Annotated in this window: 15 protein-coding genes; 12 read left to right on the forward strand and 3 right to left on the reverse strand. The window is 46.1% G+C overall.

All coding sequences use genetic code 11. From position 1 onward, the window contains the following. The gene (locus C9I99_RS11805; RefSeq protein WP_243734437.1) at positions 1-1,689 is read right to left on the reverse strand and encodes an ATP-binding protein; all 1,689 of its coding nucleotides are present in this window, start codon (positions 1,687-1,689) and stop codon (positions 1-3) included. 231 nt (positions 1,690-1,920) lie between these two features. Between C9I99_RS11805 and C9I99_RS11810 the strand changes: the two genes are divergently transcribed. The 5 genes from C9I99_RS11810 to C9I99_RS11830 all read left to right on the forward strand — a co-directional run bounded on the left by C9I99_RS11810 (position 1,921) and on the right by C9I99_RS11830 (position 7,106). Further along, a complete protein-coding gene (locus tag C9I99_RS11810) occupies positions 1,921-2,865 on the forward strand; it encodes a tripartite tricarboxylate transporter substrate binding protein (RefSeq protein WP_420849230.1) in 945 nt (314 codons plus the stop codon). Between the two features lie 115 nt (positions 2,866-2,980). Then, positions 2,981-3,457: a tripartite tricarboxylate transporter TctB family protein gene (locus C9I99_RS11815; protein WP_107349083.1), complete on the forward strand. Its 477-nt coding sequence runs from the start codon at positions 2,981-2,983 to the stop codon at positions 3,455-3,457. 16 nt (positions 3,458-3,473) lie between these two features. Next, positions 3,474-5,021: a tripartite tricarboxylate transporter permease gene (locus tag C9I99_RS11820; RefSeq protein WP_107349084.1), complete on the forward strand. Its 1,548-nt coding sequence runs from the start codon at positions 3,474-3,476 to the stop codon at positions 5,019-5,021. Between the two features lie 49 nt (positions 5,022-5,070). Beyond that, positions 5,071-6,273: a CaiB/BaiF CoA transferase family protein gene (locus tag C9I99_RS11825; RefSeq protein WP_107349085.1), complete on the forward strand. Its 1,203-nt coding sequence runs from the start codon at positions 5,071-5,073 to the stop codon at positions 6,271-6,273. Further along, entirely contained in the window at positions 6,270-7,106 is an 837-nt protein-coding gene (locus tag C9I99_RS11830; protein ID WP_107349086.1) for a citryl-CoA lyase, read from the forward strand. The genes C9I99_RS11825 and C9I99_RS11830 overlap by 4 nt, the downstream gene beginning before the upstream one ends. A 73-nt stretch (positions 7,107-7,179) precedes the next feature. Here the strand turns inward: C9I99_RS11830 and C9I99_RS11835 are convergent, their stop codons facing one another. Further along, positions 7,180-7,866, reverse strand: coding sequence for a DUF3047 domain-containing protein (locus C9I99_RS11835; RefSeq protein WP_208113382.1), 687 nt, complete (start codon positions 7,864-7,866; stop codon positions 7,180-7,182). A gap of 144 nt (positions 7,867-8,010) precedes the next feature. Here C9I99_RS11835 and C9I99_RS11840 point away from each other — a divergent pair, with 144 nt between their 5' ends. The 6 genes from C9I99_RS11840 (at position 8,011) to C9I99_RS11870 (ending at position 17,106) form a co-directional block, all read left to right on the forward strand. Beyond that, a complete protein-coding gene (locus tag C9I99_RS11840; protein ID WP_166645413.1) occupies positions 8,011-8,949 on the forward strand; it encodes a LysR family transcriptional regulator in 939 nt (312 codons plus the stop codon). 279 nt (positions 8,950-9,228) lie between these two features. Then, complete coding sequence (locus C9I99_RS11845) at positions 9,229-10,434, forward strand: NupC/NupG family nucleoside CNT transporter (protein WP_107349087.1); 1,206 nt, start codon at positions 9,229-9,231, stop codon at positions 10,432-10,434. 197 nt (positions 10,435-10,631) lie between these two features. Beyond that, positions 10,632-11,159 (forward strand): NADPH-dependent FMN reductase, encoded by a 528-nt coding sequence (locus C9I99_RS11850; protein WP_107349088.1) that lies wholly within the window; start codon positions 10,632-10,634, stop codon positions 11,157-11,159. A gap of 398 nt (positions 11,160-11,557) precedes the next feature. Beyond that, positions 11,558-14,587: a cadherin repeat domain-containing protein gene (locus C9I99_RS11855; protein WP_107349089.1), complete on the forward strand. Its 3,030-nt coding sequence runs from the start codon at positions 11,558-11,560 to the stop codon at positions 14,585-14,587. A 775-nt stretch (positions 14,588-15,362) separates the two neighbouring features. Next, positions 15,363-16,394, forward strand: a complete 1,032-nt coding sequence (gene parM, locus C9I99_RS11865; RefSeq protein WP_107349091.1) for a plasmid segregation protein ParM domain-containing protein — start codon at positions 15,363-15,365, stop codon at positions 16,392-16,394. Continuing rightward, positions 16,387-17,106: a hypothetical protein gene (locus C9I99_RS11870; RefSeq protein WP_107349092.1), complete on the forward strand. Its 720-nt coding sequence runs from the start codon at positions 16,387-16,389 to the stop codon at positions 17,104-17,106. Before parM ends, C9I99_RS11870 begins: the two co-directional genes overlap by 8 nt. An 82-nt stretch (positions 17,107-17,188) precedes the next feature. Here the strand turns inward: C9I99_RS11870 and C9I99_RS11875 are convergent, their stop codons facing one another. After that, positions 17,189-18,565, reverse strand: coding sequence for an MATE family efflux transporter (locus C9I99_RS11875; protein ID WP_107349093.1), 1,377 nt, complete (start codon positions 18,563-18,565; stop codon positions 17,189-17,191). Between the two features lie 155 nt (positions 18,566-18,720). Between C9I99_RS11875 and C9I99_RS11880 the strand changes: the two genes are divergently transcribed. After that, positions 18,721-19,593 carry a LysR family transcriptional regulator gene (locus C9I99_RS11880; protein ID WP_107349094.1) on the forward strand — a complete coding sequence of 291 codons (873 nt, stop codon included), beginning with the start codon at positions 18,721-18,723 and terminating at the stop codon, positions 19,591-19,593. Positions 19,594-19,612 lie beyond the last annotated feature (19 nt).

The following is a 19,612-nucleotide window of genomic DNA, read 5'->3' on the forward strand; positions in this document are numbered from 1 at the left end:
CTACACCTCCTTGTGTTTCGTCGTTTTATTATTATGGTTATTTTGTGTGAAATGCTTAGGCAGATATAAGGTAAATCGGCTACCACCGTTCTCTGAATGTGATGCAATAGATTCAACCGTTATCAGTCCGCCGAGATGCTCAGTCAGGCTTTTTACCAAATCCAACCCGATGCCGTGCCCTTGGATATTTTGGGGTGACTGGCTTTTCGTTGAATAGCCTCGGGTAAAGATTTTGTCTTGCTCATCCGCGGAGATGCCCGGCCCTTGGTCTTCAACTTCAAAAATTAACTCTTTACCAAAGTCGGAGAGGATCACTGTCACTGTACCGCCTTTCCCTTGGTGGGAAAGGGTCGCTTCAAGTGCATTGTCGATAAGGTTACCCAAAATACTGACCAGTTGCTCACGGGGGAGGGCATCAGGCAGTGCTGACATTTGACTGCCTTGATCGATAACTAATTCTAGTCCGAGTTCCTTAGCTCGATTGTATTTACCCAGCAAGCAACCGGCGAGGATGCTGTCGGAGGTCACTTCCATCAACTGCTGGATAAAGGCTTGGTGACTCGATGTTTCTTGACCAATAACCGCAAGCGCTTCGTCTTTGGCGTCGATTTGGATCAGTCCGGCAATAGTGTGGAGTTTGTTATTATATTCATGGGATTGGCTGCGCAAACTCTCGGCATACTGTTTGATCCGGGTGAGTTTTCGGCTGACCAAGTCGACTTCATTCTTCAGCCGGAAGCTTGATACGACTCCGGTAATTTGATCGCCTTGGATCAGTGGGATCCGGTTGGCAATCAGCAAGTGGTTATGCAGCCATATTTCTTGATCATACTGTGGCTGGCCTTGTACAAGAACATCAAGCATTCCGCTGTCAGGCAATACAGATTGGATATGTTTTCCGATATAGCTGCCGTCTTCTGGAAGCTCCAGCGTCTTGATGGCCGCGTGGTTGAACGTCGTGACTATACCGTGATGGTTGATGGCAACAATGCCTTCGCGAACCGTTTCTAGGGTCGCATTTCGTTCTTGGTACATTCTGCCGATTTGCTCTGGCTCTAGGTTGAAAATGGCTCTTTTAAAGTGGGAGGCAAACCATACAGCGGTAAAGACACTAAAAAGAAACGCCCCGCCAATAGCAAAGAACATCGTCAAGCGATGGTTGCTTACAATTCTGTCTACGGTGTCGAGCATGTAGCCAACCGAGACAATACCGATAACGTCGGTGCCCTCGGCATTAAATACCGGTGCTTTGCCACGCATTGACCAACCAATACTGCCGAGTGCTTTGGAAATATAGGGTTTTCCCTGCAGCAGTGCTGGAGCGTTGGTATCTCCGTCATCATCTGCCATGGATTTGCCAATCATATGGGGGAAGGGGTGGGCTAAGCGAATACCGTCTTTATCGCCAAACACTACAAACCGAGCTTCTGCTGAATGGGCTAGTTTGTAACTTAAAGGTTGCAAAAACTCTGAGTCTTTAGCCTCTACCGCATGGATAACATCGGGTGAAGCGGCAATAGCCAATGCTACCCGCATTGCTTGCTGACCAATTTGTTCATCCAGAACGCTATCAAGATAGCGAATGGCAAAGTGACCGAGCATACCTGTTTGGAGTATGGCAATAACACCTAAAATCAATACCATACGCCATTTTAGGCGTAAGTGGCGCAGCGAGAGCATTTGTAACATGGAGCAGGTGATTCCTTTCACCGGATAAGATGCAACAACTCTACCTGTTTTTACCGGGCTGTGCTGTGAACAATATGAACAAAATGAAAAATACAGCCGTTATTCACAATAATTTTACAATCTTTAGTTTGGTCAATAGCTGGCTTACCTTTGTGTTGAAGGATAAAAACAACACTCAACGAGGAAAGAGCTATGCTGACTCAGTTTATTACCCGCAACCGTGTAACCTTAATGGCGACTTTAATGGCATCCGCAATGAGCATGGGCTCAGCGCAGGCCAAGGTCGATGAAATCCACTTCTTAGTGCCGGGTGGCGCAGGTGGTGGCTGGGACAGCACAGCACGTGGTACCGGTGAGGCACTCTCAAAATCAGATTTGGTCGATACCGTGTCTTATGAAAACATGTCGGGCGGCGGTGGCGGCAAGGCGATTGCGTATTTGATCAAAACTGCAGAACAGTCACAAGATACGTTGATGGTGAATTCGACCCCTATAGTTATCCGTTCTCTTTCGAAGGTATTCCCTCAGTCATTTCGTGACCTTACTCCTGTAGCCGCCACCATTGGTGATTACGCCGCTTTTGTCGTTGCCAAAGACTCGCCTTATCAATCGTTTAATGAGCTCGCTGAAGCTTACAAGAAAGATCCACGTTCGGTGTCTGTTGCCGGCGGCTCCTCGCGAGGTGGTATGGATCACCTTGTCGCGGCATTGGCCTTCAAGGCCGCAGGTGGGGAACCGCGCCGGGTGAAATACCTTGCCTATGATGCCGGCGGCAAAGCGATGGCGGGTTTGTTGTCAGGTGAAACCCAAGTGCTATCAACGGGGTTGAGTGAGGCGCTGAGCCTCGCTGAAGCCGGAGAAGTGCGTATTTTGGCGATGACAGGTGATACCCGTTCAACAGTTGCGCCGAATGTGCCGACCCTGCAAGAGTTGGGTTATGACGCGACCTTTGTTAACTGGCGCGGTTTCTTTGCTGCACCTGGGATCAGCGATCAGCAGGCCGATGAATTTGCCAGTGTGCTTGAGAAAATGTACCAGACCAATGAGTGGACCACAGTGCGTGACCGTTACGGCTGGACAGAGATCTTCAAGCCTCGTGCAGAATTTGAAGCCTTTTTACAAGAACAAGAAAAAGAGATGGGCAGTTTAATGAAGGAGCTGGGCTTCTTGAACTAACGCTTTGAGTGAGTCTCCCAAATCACGCTGTGATTTACCTTCCGGCAGAGCAGGAGCCTGCTCTGCCAATTCTACGGCGATAGATGTCTAATAATACCTATCAGGGGATATACCCATGACGCTTACCAAAGATCATATCGGCGGCTTGATCTTCTTATGCTTTTCAGTTGCCTACGGTTATTACGCCAATCAAATTCATTTGTTTCCTGGTGATGAATACGAACCCTTCCACGCCAAATCCATGCCAACTATGTTAGCTGTGCTGGGGATAGCACTGTCGCTAATGCAGCTAGTCGCCGCTCATCGAAAGGCGCAGGTTAAAGCCTCTGAAATGCTGTCTTTTGCGGGATTGGATTTCAAAATAATCAGTAAGTTACTGGTTCTGATGGTGTTGTTTGCATTTGCCCTTGAGTGGTCTGGTTTTTTGCTTTCAACCATCTTTTTTCTTGTTGGCGGTTATTGGTTACTGGGTGAGCGTCGCCCGAAAATTCTGTTTATCGCTTCGGTGCCGTTTGCGACCGGATTTTGGTATGTCCTGACCCAGTTACTGGACATTTATTTAGCGCCGGGCCGACTTTGGGCATTCATGTAATAGGGAGAATATATCCATGTTTGATGGAATGATGTCAGGACTGACAACGGCAGTTATGCCATTTAATTTGATGATGGTGGTGGTCGGCTGTTTTGCCGGCACCTTCATTGGAATGCTACCGGGATTGGGGCCTATTTCAGCGATTGCCTTGATGATCCCTATTACATACGGCCTTGATCCCTCTTCGGGCATTATCTTGATGGCGGGCGTCTATTACGGTGCTATCTTCGGTGGTTCTACCTCTTCAATTTTGATCAATGCCCCAGGCTGTGCCAGTACGGTTGTGACTGCATTTGATGGCTATCCTATGGCCCAGCGCAAGCAGGCGGGCAAGGCATTGGCATTGGCCGCTTACTCGTCATTTACTGGCGGGACTATCGGCGCAATTATTTTACTTTTTGCTGCACCAGCGTTGGCTAAAGTCTCGCTGAGCTTCCAGTCGTCGGATTACTTTGCCTTGATGATATTAGGCTTGACCGCTGTGGCTGCTTTTTCAGGTAAAGGGCAGGTGATCAAGGCACTGATAATGACTGTGTTCGGCCTGATGATTGCCACCGTGGGTAACGATGTGATGTCTGGGATCCCGCGCTTTACCTTCGATAACATTAATCTGATTGACGGTATTAGCTTCCTGCTGCTGGCCATGGCAACCTTCGCCCTGACTGAAGTGATCATGACGGTATTACGAGGTGAGCATAAACAAAAAGAAGCGCAAATGGATATGGACTCCCTCGGCAGCATGAAGCTGAGCAAAGAGGAAGTGAAGCATGTGGCCCCGACGGTTGGCCGTTCATCTGTCTTCGGTTTCTTGGTGGGGGTACTGCCGGGTGCAGGGGCGACAATTGCTTCGTTTCTCAGTTATGGCATGGAGCGAAACCTTGCCAGCAAAGAGGAAAAAACCAAATTCGGTAAGGGTGCTTTACGTGGACTGGCAGCGCCAGAGTCTGCCAATAACGCCGCTTCAACAGGATCCTTTGTCCCTCTGTTAACACTGGGTATTCCGGGCTCGGGCACGACGGCGATTATGCTAGGCGCATTGATTGCGTATGGTATTCAGCCAGGTCCGCGTTTGTTTGTTGATAATCCGGATGTGTTTTGGTCGGTGATTATCTCAATGTACTTTGGCAACTTGGTACTGCTGATCCTGAACTTACCGCTGATTCCGTATATTTCGCGCTTGTTAGCCATTCCTCGGCCAATCCTGATCCCATTGATTTTGTTTTTCTCTATCACTGGCGTGTATCTGGTGAGCTTCAATACCTTTGATATTCACATGATGGTCATCATCACGGTGATAGCAACCTTCTTGAAGCTGCTCCACTTTCCTATGGCCCCTATGCTGCTGGGATTCATCCTTGGCGAAATACTCGAGAAGAACCTAAGCCGCTCGCTGACCTTGTCTGACGGAAGCTACGCCTTCCTGTGGGAGCGCCCACTGACCCTATCCATCATGATCTGTGCCGTATTGGCCTTGATGATGCCGGTGGTCAGTAACTTATGGGAAGCACGCAAAGCTAAGCAAACTCAAGCGGAACAAGACGTGGCTGCGCCAGAACAGCAGTAACAACATATATATACCCAAGTTATAGCAATAAATACGATGGAGTCGAAGGATGCTGACACCACTAAATCAATACCGAGTGTTGGATTTAACCAATGTGCTGGCAGGGCCTTTCTGTGGCCACCAATTAGCGCACCTAGGCGCTGAAGTTATTAAAATCGAAGTGCCGAAAAGTGGCGACCTTGCTCGCCAGCTGGGTGCTTCACCCGCTCTTAACCAATCTGGGATGGGGATTTCGTTTCTTGCCCAGAATGTGGGTAAACAGTCCGTTACACTGAACTTGAAAACTGACGAGGGTAAATCAGTTTTTAAGCAGCTAGTGGAAACGGCTGATGTGGTGATTGAAAATTTCCGTCCGGGTGTAATGGACCGATTAGGTTTGGGTTACGACGAGCTAAAAGCGGTCAATCCTAGCATCATCTATTGCGCGATTTCAGGTTATGGTGCTGATGGTCCGATGCGTCATCTACCGGCATACGATCAAATTATTCAGGGCATGTCCGGAGTCATGAGCATCACGGGCGATCCGGAAAATGCGCCTTACCGTGTTGGCTATCCTATTGCAGATACTATCGGTGGTATGACCGCTGCCTTTGCAATCAGCGCAGCTCTTGCTGGTCGGGGAGCGTCAGGGGAAGGCTCGTTTATTGATGTGTCTATGTTGGAATCGACCCTCACGACCATGGGGTGGGCGGTATCTAACTATTTGGTTGCCGATAAAGCCCCGCAGCCTTTGGGGAATAACAATGTGACTGCAAGCCCTTCCGGGACATTCAAGACCGGAGAAGGGTTGCTGAACATTGCCGCTAACAAACAAGAGCAGTTTGAAGCCTTGTGCAGGTTGATTGAACGGGATGATTTGATTGTGGATCCGCGTTTTGCCGAGCGACAGGCAAGGCTGGAAAATCGCGCATTGTTAACGGGCCATATCGAAGCGGCATTTGCAGGGAAAACGGCAAAAGAGTGGGAAGCGGCATTGAACCATATCGGTGTACCGGCTGGTAGAGTGTTGAGCGTGCCGCAGGCGCTGGATTTGCCTCAGGTAAAAGGGCGCGACTTTACCGGCTGCTTTATCGATTCTCCGGGGGTAAACCAAGATGTCCGTTATGTCAGAACGGGCTTCAAGCTCGACGGCAAGCGACCAGCTGTCACCACACCTCCGCCTCAGTTAGGCGAGCATACCGAACGCTGGTTGACGGAATTGGGGTTATCAAAGGATGAAATAGAACGGCTACAGGAGCAGGGGGCAATATGAGTATCGAAAGGCCGGAGCAAGGGATAGGGCGTGAGGTCAGTGACTGGTGGAAGACTGATATCATTGATATGTCGCCGGGTGTGATTCGCTACTATGGCTACCCGATAGAACAACTGATTGGTAATGTCAGCTTTGCTCAGATGATCTGGCTGATGCTCAGGGGGGAACTGCCAGCTCCCTCACAAGCAAAACTGCTGGATGCAGCATTGATGTCAGCTGTCGATCATGGACCTCAGGCACCGAGTATCGCTATCGCCAGAATGGCTACAACTTGCGGTGTAGGGTTGAACAATGCGATGGCTTCAGCCGTCAATGTGTTGGGTGATGTGCATGGCGGCGCGGGTGAACAAGCCGTCGCTTTATATCAAGCTATTGCAGCTCGGTGTGAGCAAGGAGAGGCACTTGATCTAGCCATTGAAACAGAAGTGGCTGCGCATAAAGAGCTTCATGGTAAATTCATTCCGGGTTTCGGGCACCGTTTTCACCCGGTTGATCCGCGCGCACCTGCACTTATGACGCTGGTCAAACAAGCTGCTGATGCCGGAACGGTTACCGGCCAGTTTGCAGAGATCGCCATGGGTATAGAAAACCACTTGTTCCAGCAGAAGGGAAAGCGCATTCCGATGAATATCGACGGTGCGACAGCGGTGATTTATGCCGAGTTAGGCTTTCCTGCGCCATTGGCTCGGGGGCTATTTTGTTTATCGCGTTCGGTTGGCATATTGGCCCATGCTTGGGAGCAAAATAACCAGGGGGGCCGAAATAAAGGGCCAATTCCGCGAAATTTGCTTTGGAGTTACGAAGGGCCTGAGAGGCGAGATTTGGAAGTGTAACCAGTTGCCATGTGGTGTTCAGTAAGTGTTTGCATTGGTTGTCGTTGCTGGTAATCATTGTTTTTATTGCGATTTATTTGGTCGAAAAGAAGATATTGCCATAATAGGCTGTGACCGCCTGGCCGCTATTATCGGTATCCGTCATGATGGCAACAGCATTGATATACCGATAAGCTTTTCGGTTTTTGTGTTCATTTCCTTTGTCCCCAAACATATTGATGAAATCTTGGTAGACATTACGTTTTTCATTCTGCCATTGAGATATGTCGTCAGTTGCGCCTCTTATCGCCATCATTTGGACTTTTTCCCCGGCAAACGCATTGACCCATCGTGAGAATCGAGGCTGGTTGCTGGACCAGACATAGTTTATCGCCTTGCTGGATGAAGACAGCATATTGGTTCCGCTGGCTAAATAAATCCTGGCTGCGTAATCGTCCCCGTCCTTGGTCGTTTCATTGATCCCATGCAACTGATTTTCTACCCGCCATGACCAATTGAGGTAGGGGGTCTCTTCAAGATCGATACGTATGGGTTTAGATATGAGGGTAGCGCTATTGTTGCTGGACGCTTTGAGCACACGTTGGCCGTCAAGCCTAACTTGGACATATTGGGTGCGCCCTTGAAAGTGTTTAACCTTCCAGGTGCCGAGCGCTTCGTGCTCAAATTGCGCCACAGGGCGTTCAAAAGTGGCAGAAGCACCACACGAGAAGAGAAGCAGAGTTAATCGTAAAAGTATTGGCATAGGGATAATAATAGGCATATATCTTTAATATCGTACGGCTGAGATAAAACTGATTTTCTCTTGTTCAGGGGGCATTTGTAGGTAAACTGGCGAGCTTTTTATTCCACTTATTTGGAATAACCACCATGGATGGTCTGTAGGTAATATATTGAGGGCATAGCAGTGATCCATGACAGAGCCAGCCAGATGGTGATTTTTCATACCCTAGTCCAGGCAGGTAGCTTTACCGCCGCAGCACGTAATCTCGGGGTATCTACCTCCCATGTCAGCAAGCAACTCGGCGCGCTGGAAAGTGAATTGAACGTCAAGCTTATCCAACGTACAACGCGAAGTTTAACTCTGACAGAAGCTGGCCACCATTTTGCCCAATATGCTAAACAAGTTGTGTCTGCGGTTAACGAAGCTAGCGACAGTATGGCACTTGAACGTGATGATATATCGGGAGTGATTCGTTTAGGCTTGTCGCAATCGTTCGGCACCATGCATATTATTCCCGCAATCGAAAAGCTTCGTCAGCTATACCCTGATTTACAGGTTGAGCTGAGTTTGTTTGATCACAGAGCTGATATGTTGGCAGATGGATTGGATTTATGGATCACCAACTATGAACACATACCAGAAGGCTATGTTGCACAGCGTTTGGCAGAAACCCGCTTTCTTGTCACCGCGTCACCAAAGTACCTGATGGATCATGCCGCGCCGAGTCACCCATCCGATCTGGTCAGCCATAACTGCGTGACCTATCAAAGCCGACAACGTGATTATAGTTGTTGGGACTTCATCAAAAAGGGTGAGTCATTGAGTGTTAAAGTGTCTGGAAACTATCGAGTTGACTTGGCTGAGGCGGTACGCGATGCCGCTGTTGCTGGCTGGGGTGTAGCGTACCTAGCGAGTTATCTATTAACAGATGAGTTTAGGGATGGAAAACTCATCCAGTTGCTACCGGATTGGAGCGCAAATCAGACCATGCCGTTCTATGCTGTGTATCCAAGTCGGAAACATTTGCCGCGCAAGATCAGCGCAGTGATCGCTTTTTTTAAAAAATATATTGGTGAGGCACCATACTGGGATGAAGCGCTAAAGCCTTGGGTGAAGCTTTAAAGTTTGGATTCAAGCCGTAAACGTTAGGTGATGCTTTAATAATTGTTGATATTTCCAGCAGGTAGCAGCACATTATTGTCCGTGAAGACATAAATACTTTTTCCACTTGGCAATAATCACGTTTTTATTTAAATTAAATTCAATCAATTCAATATTTTAATGTTGGCTGTTTCATGGGCCTGATTGGGTTGTAACAAACGGATAGCAAACGCCTCTTGTACGCAAACCTTTGCTCTTTAGAATGCGCGGCTCAACATTTAGAGCAAAGGTGCTTATTTCATGTCCTCCTTACTGGGTATTTTAGCCATTCTGGTTTTTGCGTATCTCATATCAACAGATCGACGCAATATTCCATTCCGAACCGTTTCCCTCGCGTTCGGCCTTCAGATCATCTTTGCTCTGCTAGTGCTTTATGTACCAGCGGGTAAGGAAGTATTGAATGCAGTGACGGCGGGTGTATCCAGCGTTATTGATTATGGCCAGCAAGGGATCAGCTTTTTGTTTGGTGGATTGGCGACGGGCAGTGTCGGTTTTGTGTTTGCTATCAATGTACTTGGTATCATTATTTTCTTCTCGGCACTTATTTCTGCGCTATATCACATTGGTCTAATGCCTAAAGTCATTAATATCATCGGCGGCGGGCTTCAGCGTTTGTTGGGTACAGGCCGTGCTGAATCGCTATCGGCGACAGCCAATATTTTCGTCGGCATGGTTGAAGCCCCCTTGGTGGTAAAACCGTACCTGACCAAAATGAGCGATTCACAGTTCTTCGCAGTGATGACCTGTGGTCTGGCATCTGTTGCTGGTGGCACCTTAGTTGGTTATGCGTCATTGGGCGTAGAATTGAATTTCTTGATTGCTGCTGCCTTCATGTCGGCACCTGCAGGCTTGCTGATGGCGAAAATGATGGTACCGCCCAGCGCTCAGGGTAATGATGAAGATGAAATTACTTCTGTTGAGCTTCCACGTGCGACTAATGTTGTTGAAGCTTTGGCCGATGGTGCGATGTCGGGTGTACGCATTGCCGTAGCCGTTGGTGCGACCCTGTTAGCCTTCATCAGTGTTATTGCGCTTCTTAACGGCCTACTAGGTAATATTGGTGAGCTGTTCGGTATGCAGCTGAGCTTTGAGTTGATCCTTGGTTATGCTTTCGCACCTATTGCCTTCTTGATTGGCGTACCATGGAACGAAGCATTGGTGGCCGGCTCTTTGATTGGTAGCAAGATTGTTGTGAACGAGTTTGTTGCATTCATTCAGATGATGGAAGTGAAAGATCAGTTGAGTGAGCATTCTCTGGCTATTGTGACTTTTGCCCTGTGCGGTTTTGCAAATGTCTCTACCATGGCTATTTTGATTGGTGGTTTGGGTAGTTTGGCTCCAGAGCGTCGTACCTTTATATCTAAAATGGGTTTCCGTGCTATCACTGCAGGTGTTCTGGCAAACTTAATGAGCGCCTCTATCGCTGGCGTGATCTTATCGCTATAAGTTGATGAGATAACAGATACTGTGAACTAGTGATATTGTGAAATCGGTTTTTAATTAGGGGGAGAGCGGTGGTTTTCCCCTTTTTTTATGGGGTTTTATAAATTGCAAGGAGAATAGCGCATCTGGTTTACTTCACTAATATGGGTTGCTAATGTTAGCGAACAAGCAAAATAATACATGATGATAAGGAAGCCAGAATGAAAGTAGTCGCCTTTGCTGCAAGTAACAGCTCAACCTCTATCAATAAACAACTTGTCACCTATGCTGCCTCGCAGATAGAAGGCATGAATGTCGAAGTCTTAGATCTGAATGATTTTGAATTGCCACTATTTAGCCAAGACAAAGAAAAAGAGTTAGGTCAACCGTCACAGGCACATGCATTTCTCAAGAAGGTGCAATCTGCAGATGCGTTACTGATTTCATTTGCCGAACATAATGGATCCTACACCGCGGCGTATAAAAACTTGTTTGATTGGGTTTCGCGTATCGAGCCTAAAGTGTATCAAGACAAGCCTGTTGTACTGCTATCGACTTCTCCCGGCCCAGGTGGCGCCAAGAACGTATTGGCCGCAGCTGAGGCTTCTATGCCATTCTTTGGTGCTGAGGTGAAGGCAACCCTGTCGGTACCGAGCTTTTATGATAATTTCGACCCTGAAAATGGCGGAATTATTCACCCTCATTTGAACGACAAGATCGTGACCACGGTTCAGTTGCTACAAAGCTGACTTAATATCTTTAAGTGATGTTGGTTTGTTGTACTTCAATGAAACAGGATGACTTAATATTCTTTTGTATTTAATGCCCTTGGAAATTTAATTTTTTCAAGGGCATTGTTCTCAACTATCACCAATAATACATGTTCAAAAATGGAAAATTTGATTGGTATATAAGTTAGATGTATTTTTAATGCAATTTAATTTGACTTTTAATCTATTGATTTTAAATAAATATTTTATTATTGCGCCACATAATTTATAAAACCCATGTACCTATCTATACATATACAATCATTTAACCTATTGAAGCTTAAAGATTAATGGAACTATAATGCGCCAACAAAAAAACAATGTTCTTTAAATAATTACCTCTAAAGTGGTAATTATTGTCTTGTAGGTGATATGACATGAATATAAAAATAAAAGCCGCATTGGTTTTACTGGCTTTGCTCTTGTTTGGCTGTGGCGGCGGTGGGGGGGCAAGTGATTCTGAGCCAGTACAGACACCTCAAGTAAAACAAGAACGCGAAGCATTGTCTGCTCAAGACCTTTTTTTAACCTTTTCTGAGCAAGGTATCGCTTACCCCCGAGTGAGTCACAGAGTGGGGAATACGGAATATCGTATTTCTGCTGGTGAACCTGAGGATGTCATCGAAATAGATCCAAAATCCGGTGTCATTTCAATACTTGCTGCCGGAGAAACTCAGATTACAGTGGTTGATAGTAGCAGCGATTACAAAACATCAAGCACAACGTTTAAAGTGGTCGTTAAGCAGGCAGAGAATAAGGAACTCTCGTTTTCTGATATCACGATCCCTACCGTTTCTAATCAAAATATCTATCTAGCTTTTCTCGGGGAAAAAGGTGAAGTAAGTATCGATTTTCAACCAGAGGGATTGGTTCGTTTCGATCCAGCAACCGGTACTATAGTTGCGGAAGGGATACCGGGAGAGGTTGAGGTTACGATTACCGATAAGGGGGATCGAAACTACGTTGAAACCACTAAATCTGCCAAGATCACGATCGAAGCAGTTGAGCCTGATACCTTGGAATTTTCACCGCTTGAACGTCCATACCAAACTGGCTTGGCGCTGAATCCAGTAAGGATCAGTGGTTCTGAAGGGGGCCATTTCCACTATGAACTCATTGATGGGGAAAATGCTGACCCGATTATGACGCTGAACGAAGACACCGGCTTGATGACTGTTTTGCGAGTTGGTGAGGCCACTGTCAGAGCAACACAGACCCTAGGCAGCGAGTTTAACTATGCTAAGCAAGAAACATCTTTTACAGTGCGTATTGAGCTTGGTCAGCGTCCAGATTTAGAGGTACCTGATGCCGTTGTCTTGTTTGACAGTGAGCAGCTTTTTTCTCCTGCCGTTAACAACAGTGTCGCGCCCGTTCATTTTGAGGTGCTAAATGGTGACGATGCTGTCGAAGTTGATGCGCAAACCGGATTGCTTCGTTTGTTGGGCGTCGGCCAAGCTAAGGTGAAAGCTGTCGATGATTTAGACACTAATTTTGCTGCTGATGAGCGTTTGTTCACTGTCATGGTTAATCCTGCCATTCACCCAGGGGTTGATGCTGGAGAGGTGACCTATACCTACGCAAACGATGGTAAAGTAACCCCTAGCATGAAGGGGCAATTAGGTAAGTTGACACTAAGCGGTGATACGAATGTCGTTTCCTTAGAAGGTAATACATTAACCATCTTGCGGGCTGGAACCGCAAAGCTGACCGCTGTTGATGATGGCGGGGAGAACTATTTGCCATCTAAACCTGTTTCACTGACAGTGAACGTGCTCAAGGCGCCAGGTCCAGATTTATTGGTAGGTAATGTGAAAGCGACTTACTTGCCTAATCATTGTGAAGATGTTGCTGTTGAAGGGGGAGTGGGCACGTTACTGGTGACACCTGTTTCAAGTAATGACAACAATATTGCTGAATATGATGTTCAAAATAAGTGCTTCCAATTAAAGCGTAGTGGTATCGCCAATTTTACCTTTGTCCGTGAGGAGAGTGAAAATTATCTGGCTTCTGAACCAAAGCGTATGAGTGTTGTGGTGAATCCTGCGGATTCTCGCTTAAGCGTTGATGGCGATTTAACGCGAACATTCGTTGAGGGCCAGCCTACCGTTCATTCACCAGCAATTGGCGGAGGTACTGGCAATATAAGCTATATGTTGGTTGGGGAGAAAAGTGAGAGTGATGTCATTACCGTTGATAAAAGCAGCGGGGATATTACGATTCTCAACGCGGGCCATGCTGTAGTTGAAATTACTGATTTAGGGAATGATAAATACAGCCCTGCTACTATTCCGTTCGCTGTAACGATTGAAAAAGCGGTGAACCCAGTAAGTATATCGTACGAAAACACGACATATTCACCGGATGGGGTGATTACACCAATATTTAATAATCTTAAAGGGGATATCACTTTTAGGCTAAATGACCCCGATACATCACCAGTCAAATTAGTAGGAAAAGGCAACCTTTCTATTCGTTCGACCGGGACATTCCATGTATATTTTGATGCTGCGGAAACACGAAACTACCAATCGGTTTCTGGGCTAGCGACAGCATTTATTGATTTGGCAGATAACCCAGGTATTGCACTTCGCTATGATAGGCTTGAATACGCACCACTGAAAAAAGTAACACTTGATCTCCCAACTGCATACGGAGCAAGAACCTACAGTATGGAGAGTCCTACTGGTGGTTGGGTGGGAGATTATTTGCGAGTACAAGCAGATTCTGGGGAGATTTCTCTGTTAGATTATGCACCGAAGAAAGCTTTTTCTCTGTGGGTTAGTGAACAGCCAAGTGATCTTTATAAGTACATGGAACCGCAGCCTGTCAGCTATATTACTGTGGAACCACCAGCAAAAGGAAAAGCAAATCGCGATCTTATCATCTCAGAGTCATTGACTGTTATGAAAAGCTCAGTGGATTATAATGATAAGACGTTTGAAAAAACCAAATTATATATTGCTGGTACAGAGTTTGGGCATCCAACAAGGGAAGAATTCGGTCAATATGGAAATGGTGTTGTTTTACCCGTCGAAGTCTTGTCATATGAATTAATCGGCAATACCGGCGCTCAATATCAACGGACTGTACGCTTGTATGTTCAGCGTTATGAAGGTTGCACTTCTAACGTTAATGAAAGTAATTTAGATAATTTAATTGAACAGAAAAAAGCGGTTAACTTTTATGACGGCACGCAATGTGACGATGGGCCAACAAGTTTATTTCTGACTTATAGGGTTCTTGATAAATCAGAAATTAATAGGTTTAACTCTTATGATGGTGAATGGGAGACGTTGCAACCTTTTGTTGTCTATCGTAGCGCTAATATGCTGTCGGAAGAGACTGGACGAAAGGAAGAGCAGTTAGTTGAGTGGGATCGAATTGAACTCAAATTGACGCGCGATTGATTCGAAGGAATAAAATAAAAAGACAGTCACCAGTAAGTGGCTGTTTTTTTCGTAAGGGCATTGGTCTCAAATTTTGAGAAGTAGAGGATAAAATGAAAAGATCAATTATCAGTGCTCTTCTCTTCATGACCGCAGCTCATGCCAATGCGGCGCCTAATGTACAAGGTTATTATTAATCTAAAGAGTCAATTAGCTATTCCGTCAATAAAATTCAGCAGAATAAGGCAGAGTACTTATTGTTGGATTACGCGTTGACATTGCCAGTTAGCTCCGAGGCTCAATTAGCGTCTTACAATACGGCTTTGGGCCATTTCAAGCACATAACTCGGGCGTGAGTGATGATGTATTTTTCAATATTGTAAATAAAGTGAATCCTTCGACGTTGTAAGATCAGTTTGTGTGTCGAGTTGATGTTAACGGCACTAAATTGGCTTATGTCTCAAGGCGTGGTCAGTGATGTGATGGAACCTATGATAACGATCCTCGCGCTATCGTTGGTCGAAGCCTTACGATATCTTGACGTAAATTGGAAAACAGCGGCTACTGGGGGCGCTGTTTTTTTATGGGGTGCTTATCAAAATAGCCTGCAAGCCAATAAATGCGTCCGTTTAGGCTGATCGACCAAATTTCGGGATAGTTAAACAAGGTGTACTGATTTTTTTTGTTTTGCTGAACTGCTTCAAATCTATGGTGTTAGGTTTGCCATTGGCGTGGGGTTTTTATTTACTTCCGCGCAGACAAACTTATATCCCCTTGAGAAAAGAGCAGGATCACAATGACGCCACGTAAATTTGCGGTTGATGATGGTTCAACCAACGTTAAAGTAAGTTGGATTGAAAATGGTGAATTACACACGGTTATCTCACCGAATTCATTTCGTAAAAACTGGAAAAGTGCCGCACTGAGAAAAGACAAAAAGATCTTTAACTATACGATTGGCTCAACCAAATATACCTACGATATGACCTCCGATAAGGCGTTGGAAACAACCCATGTCGATTATCAGTACGATGACTTGAATCTGCTTTCCGTGCATCATGCGCTGCTACAAACGGGTGTTGAACCGGGGCCGGTGACGTTGGTGGTTACACTGCCTATTACTGAATACTACAACGCCGAAGACTGCCAAAAAAATGAAAATAAGATTGCCCGCAAGCGTGACAATCTTATGCGTCAGATTGAGCTCAATAAAGGTGACTTGTTCGATATCATCGATGTCGAGGTGATGCCTGAAAGTTTGCCTGCGGTACTGTCGACTCTCACTATGCAGTCAGTAAGCCAGTTTAACCGCTCTTTGGTCATCGATATTGGCGGTACCACACTGGATATGGGGGTGATTGTCGGTGAATTTGATGACGTTTCAGCGATTTATGGCAATAACGAGATCGGTGTTTCCATGGTAACCGATGTTGCCCGAAAATCTCTGGCGGTTGCAGATAGTGATTCGAGCTACTTAGTTGCCAACGAGTTAATCAAGCAACGTACAAATTACGACTTTGTCAGAGAAGTGGTCAACGACGAAAGTCAGATCCCGGTGATTCTCGAGAAGATTGACACTAAAATAGACGAACTGGGTAAGCAGGTTGCTTATGAGGCGAAGAAGTTCGCCAAAAACCCGAATCGCGTTTATTTGGTTGGCGGTGGTGCGAGCTTGATTTATCCGGCAGTGCAAAAAGCCTATGAGACATTGGGTGAACGTGTGGTGCTGGTGGATGAGCCGCAAGAAGCCTTGGCTAGAGAGCTGTGTTTGTATCACGCCGATGGCGAAGCGGTGACTATGCCAGAGCAAGAGGCCGTCAATGGCTGAACGTCTTAAGCGGATAAATTACTCTATTTATCTCGACCCATTGAATAACCCAGCCGACTTGTATGCTAGCAAAGTGCTTCATCAATGGGCAGATGATTTTACGCGGTTGAAAGCTGAGTCTGGTGAAGAGAGTGGCTTGGCGTTGCTCAATGCACGTAATGTGCAAAAGCAGGTCTATTTAAGTGGTTTGTTCATGCACTTGCTAAGTCCTGAATTGTCACAGCAATTGAGTTTGCAGGTGACAGAGTCACAGGTTTCAGAGTTCACGCTGGAAAAGACGCTTCATGGACTAGGCTTTTTAGTTACGAAATCTGAGCCAAAGGTTAGCCTGCAAGCACAAAGTGAATTGCTTGAGGTACTAAAAGCATCAATTGGCGAACAATTGAGAGCAGAAGCTGAGCTGACTCGTGATCATATATCTTCATCCATTTCTTCAGCCGCAGCTGAAAAACCGGCATCCGGTGATGCTGGAATGGGTGGCGTGGACGGGATTTATGAGCAAAATGAAAAATTAGTGTCAATGCTTGAACTGCAATCGAAACAGATTGCAGAATTAAAACAGAAGCTTGTATCACAAGCAGCGTTAATTCGTGCCATACCTACTGGCAATATTGGTAGCCAGAGCGTATCTACTAATAATGATTCGCCGGTTGTCGACCTGAATGAACGGCTTGCACACGTACAGAAGATCAAAAAGAAAGGGATATTTTAGACGTTATCCTTGATAAGCCGCGAAAAGAAAAAGTACACGCTATCTGCGTGTACTTTTTTATTGGAAATCAGCTGAAATTGTGTCATGCAGCTACGGTACGAAGTGAAATGTCACTACGTTGTTTGTTCTGAATATCCTGCCATACCAACGGTACGACAATCGCAGCCAGTAGAATATTAGACAGAGGAACCGATAACCAAACCCCATTGACTCCAAGCCATTGTGGCAGGAAATATAAGAAGGGCAGCTGTACCAGCATGTTTCCCGCTGAAATAGCCACAGCCTTCCCTCCTTGGTTAACAGACATGAAGTAGACAGACGCGAGCGCAATAAAGCCATCCAGGAACATAGCAAATAGATGCAGGCGTAAGCCATTGACTGTCTCGGCGGCGAGTGATGGATCGCCGTTACTGAACAAGTTGACTAAGGTATTCGGGAATAAGTTTAATAAAACGACCGAGGTGATGCCTGTAAGTACCACGACTTTGCTTGCAAGGATTAACGTTGCACGGATCTTCTTGCCATGCCCTGCTCCGTAGTAATAACTGACAGGCGGCTGCATACCACTGGCAATACCTTCCGCAAGCAGGTAATACATGGTCATCAGATAGCCTACAATCGCAAATCCCCCAACGTGAACCGCACTGCCGTAATCCATCAGTAACTTGTTGTGTACCGCAACAATAAAGCTGAAATAGGCATACATGAACAAGCTGGATGTACCTAGGCTAATGGCGTTGGCTGCAATACTCCAATTAAGCGTGAAATTCTTCAGGCTGAGCCTTAATTTTGAATAGCGCGTAAAAAAATACGTCACTGCCACAATGGTGATAGAAATCTGGGCGATGATAGTGGCAATCGCAGCGCCTTTTAGTCCCATATCGAGGTGGGCGATGAAAATATAATCAAGGACAATATTGATAATGGCACCAGCCATCATCAAAGCCGTTGAAAAATTCGGGCTATCGTCGTTACGAATCAGCATCGGTAAGGCACCGGCGGCAATAGTAAACACGCCTCCCCAAGTGAACACTTCAATATAGTCTGTGCCCATCGCCAGTGGTATACCTGTTGCCCCTTGGGCAATCAACAGCGAGGGCCCCATCATGGCCAGTACCATCATGACCAATAGGCCAGCAATGGCGATTAAGCCAAGGCCAGTCGATAAAGCCTGTTGCGCTTTACTGTGGTTACCTTCACCTTTGTAAATAGAGATTAGACTTCCCGTCCCCATACCGACAAGAAGCCCAAGACCGGTAATGAGGCCAATAACAGGCCAGGCCATATTAATACCGGCTAAGCCTTCAAAGCCAATAAAGTGACCAACGAAAATACCATCAATCACTTGATAGAGGCCGTTTACAAGCATGGCTGCAACGGAAGGAATGGCATATCGCCAAAAGGTTTTGCTGATACTTTGAATGTTTGTTGGCGTTTCGTGACTGAATTGCTCTTGCATGACTTTCTCTTGCGTCGCTGTCTTTAGAATAGGGACTTTGTGCTGTAATAACGTTGGGTGCATTATCGCTTTTTTTGAGATTGGTTGAAGTTAGTATCTATCCGCTTTTCGGATAGAATGGTGATGGGATTGATAGGTATAGCGGGTAAATAATTGTGAATTGGACGATTGATCAACTGGAAGCGTTCGTATGTGCTGTCCAGCAGGGCTCATTTTCAGCGGCGGCTAGAAAACTCGGCAAGGCACAATCGAGAGTAAGTACTGCGATAAATAACCTTGAATTGGATTTAGGTTTTGAGCTATTTGACCGTAGTGCCCGTCTACCGGTTCTGACCCCTGAAGGGGAAGAAATGTATATTGAAGCACAAGCCGTACTCGCTCAGTGTGAGAGAATGTCAGCACGAGCTATGACCGTTTCATCAGGTGAGGAAGCGACATTTACCGTTGCGATTGATGAAGCTGTGCCTATCACTGCTTTTGAAAGCTTATTTGCTTCTTTAACAAGGGTTTATCCATTGTTGAAGTTGACTATTATTAATGGCTCACAGCAAGATATCTCTCAGTGGGTGGCGACCGAGAAGGCCGATTTGGGGGTGTTATTTCATCAGGATGTCTTACCTGACAGTTTGGAATTTACGTCAATCGGCCAGTTTAAGCATGCTTTGATTGTTTCACGAGAGCATCCGTTAGCTGCAATTCCAGTACCTAAAATTTCTGACCTTACCCAACACAGGCAACTGGTCATTCGCGATCGTATGGGGGTAGGCAAAGCGAAGCCAATTTCTTCCAATTATTGGCATATTGATAGCTATTATTTGATTTCCTCGATGGTAATACGAGGGGTCGGCTGGGCGTTGGTCCCTGAGCATGTTGCACAAGAGGAATGGTATGTCGATGCGCTTGTTGAGCTGTCAACCGAAGAAATCCCAGAGCCTTTAATGGTGGAAATAGGTGCAGTGAAGCGACGGGACAAGGGGGTTGGTCAAGTCATGAATTGGATGTACACCGAGTTGACTAAAATGTTCTAGACGTCGACTCGGTTACATG

The organism is Photobacterium lutimaris (genome assembly GCF_003025555.1).
In the GTDB taxonomy this organism is placed as follows: Bacteria; Pseudomonadota; Gammaproteobacteria; order Enterobacterales; family Vibrionaceae; genus Photobacterium; species Photobacterium lutimaris.

Excerpts from the sequence above, each read along its gene's own strand:
- C9I99_RS11835 (WP_208113382.1), bottom strand. The coding sequence starts at position 7,866 with ATGCCTATTATTATCCCTATGCCAATACTTTTACGATTAACTCTGCTT.
- C9I99_RS11815 (WP_107349083.1), top strand. The coding sequence starts at position 2,981 with ATGACGCTTACCAAAGATCATATCGGCGGCTTGATCTTCTTATGCTTT.
- parM (WP_107349091.1), top strand. The coding sequence starts at position 15,363 with ATGACGCCACGTAAATTTGCGGTTGATGATGGTTCAACCAACGTTAAA.
- C9I99_RS11810 (WP_420849230.1), top strand. The coding sequence starts at position 1,921 with ATGGCGACTTTAATGGCATCCGCAATGAGCATGGGCTCAGCGCAGGCC.
- C9I99_RS11845 (WP_107349087.1), top strand. The coding sequence starts at position 9,229 with ATGTCCTCCTTACTGGGTATTTTAGCCATTCTGGTTTTTGCGTATCTC.
- C9I99_RS11855 (WP_107349089.1), top strand. The coding sequence starts at position 11,558 with ATGAATATAAAAATAAAAGCCGCATTGGTTTTACTGGCTTTGCTCTTG.
- C9I99_RS11875 (WP_107349093.1), bottom strand. The coding sequence starts at position 18,565 with ATGCAAGAGCAATTCAGTCACGAAACGCCAACAAACATTCAAAGTATC.
- C9I99_RS11805 (WP_243734437.1), bottom strand. The coding sequence starts at position 1,689 with ATGTTACAAATGCTCTCGCTGCGCCACTTACGCCTAAAATGGCGTATG.
- C9I99_RS11850 (WP_107349088.1), top strand. The coding sequence starts at position 10,632 with ATGAAAGTAGTCGCCTTTGCTGCAAGTAACAGCTCAACCTCTATCAAT.
- C9I99_RS11825 (WP_107349085.1), top strand. The coding sequence starts at position 5,071 with ATGCTGACACCACTAAATCAATACCGAGTGTTGGATTTAACCAATGTG.
- C9I99_RS11820 (WP_107349084.1), top strand. The coding sequence starts at position 3,474 with ATGTTTGATGGAATGATGTCAGGACTGACAACGGCAGTTATGCCATTT.
- C9I99_RS11870 (WP_107349092.1), top strand. The coding sequence starts at position 16,387 with ATGGCTGAACGTCTTAAGCGGATAAATTACTCTATTTATCTCGACCCA.
- C9I99_RS11830 (WP_107349086.1), top strand. The coding sequence starts at position 6,270 with ATGAGTATCGAAAGGCCGGAGCAAGGGATAGGGCGTGAGGTCAGTGAC.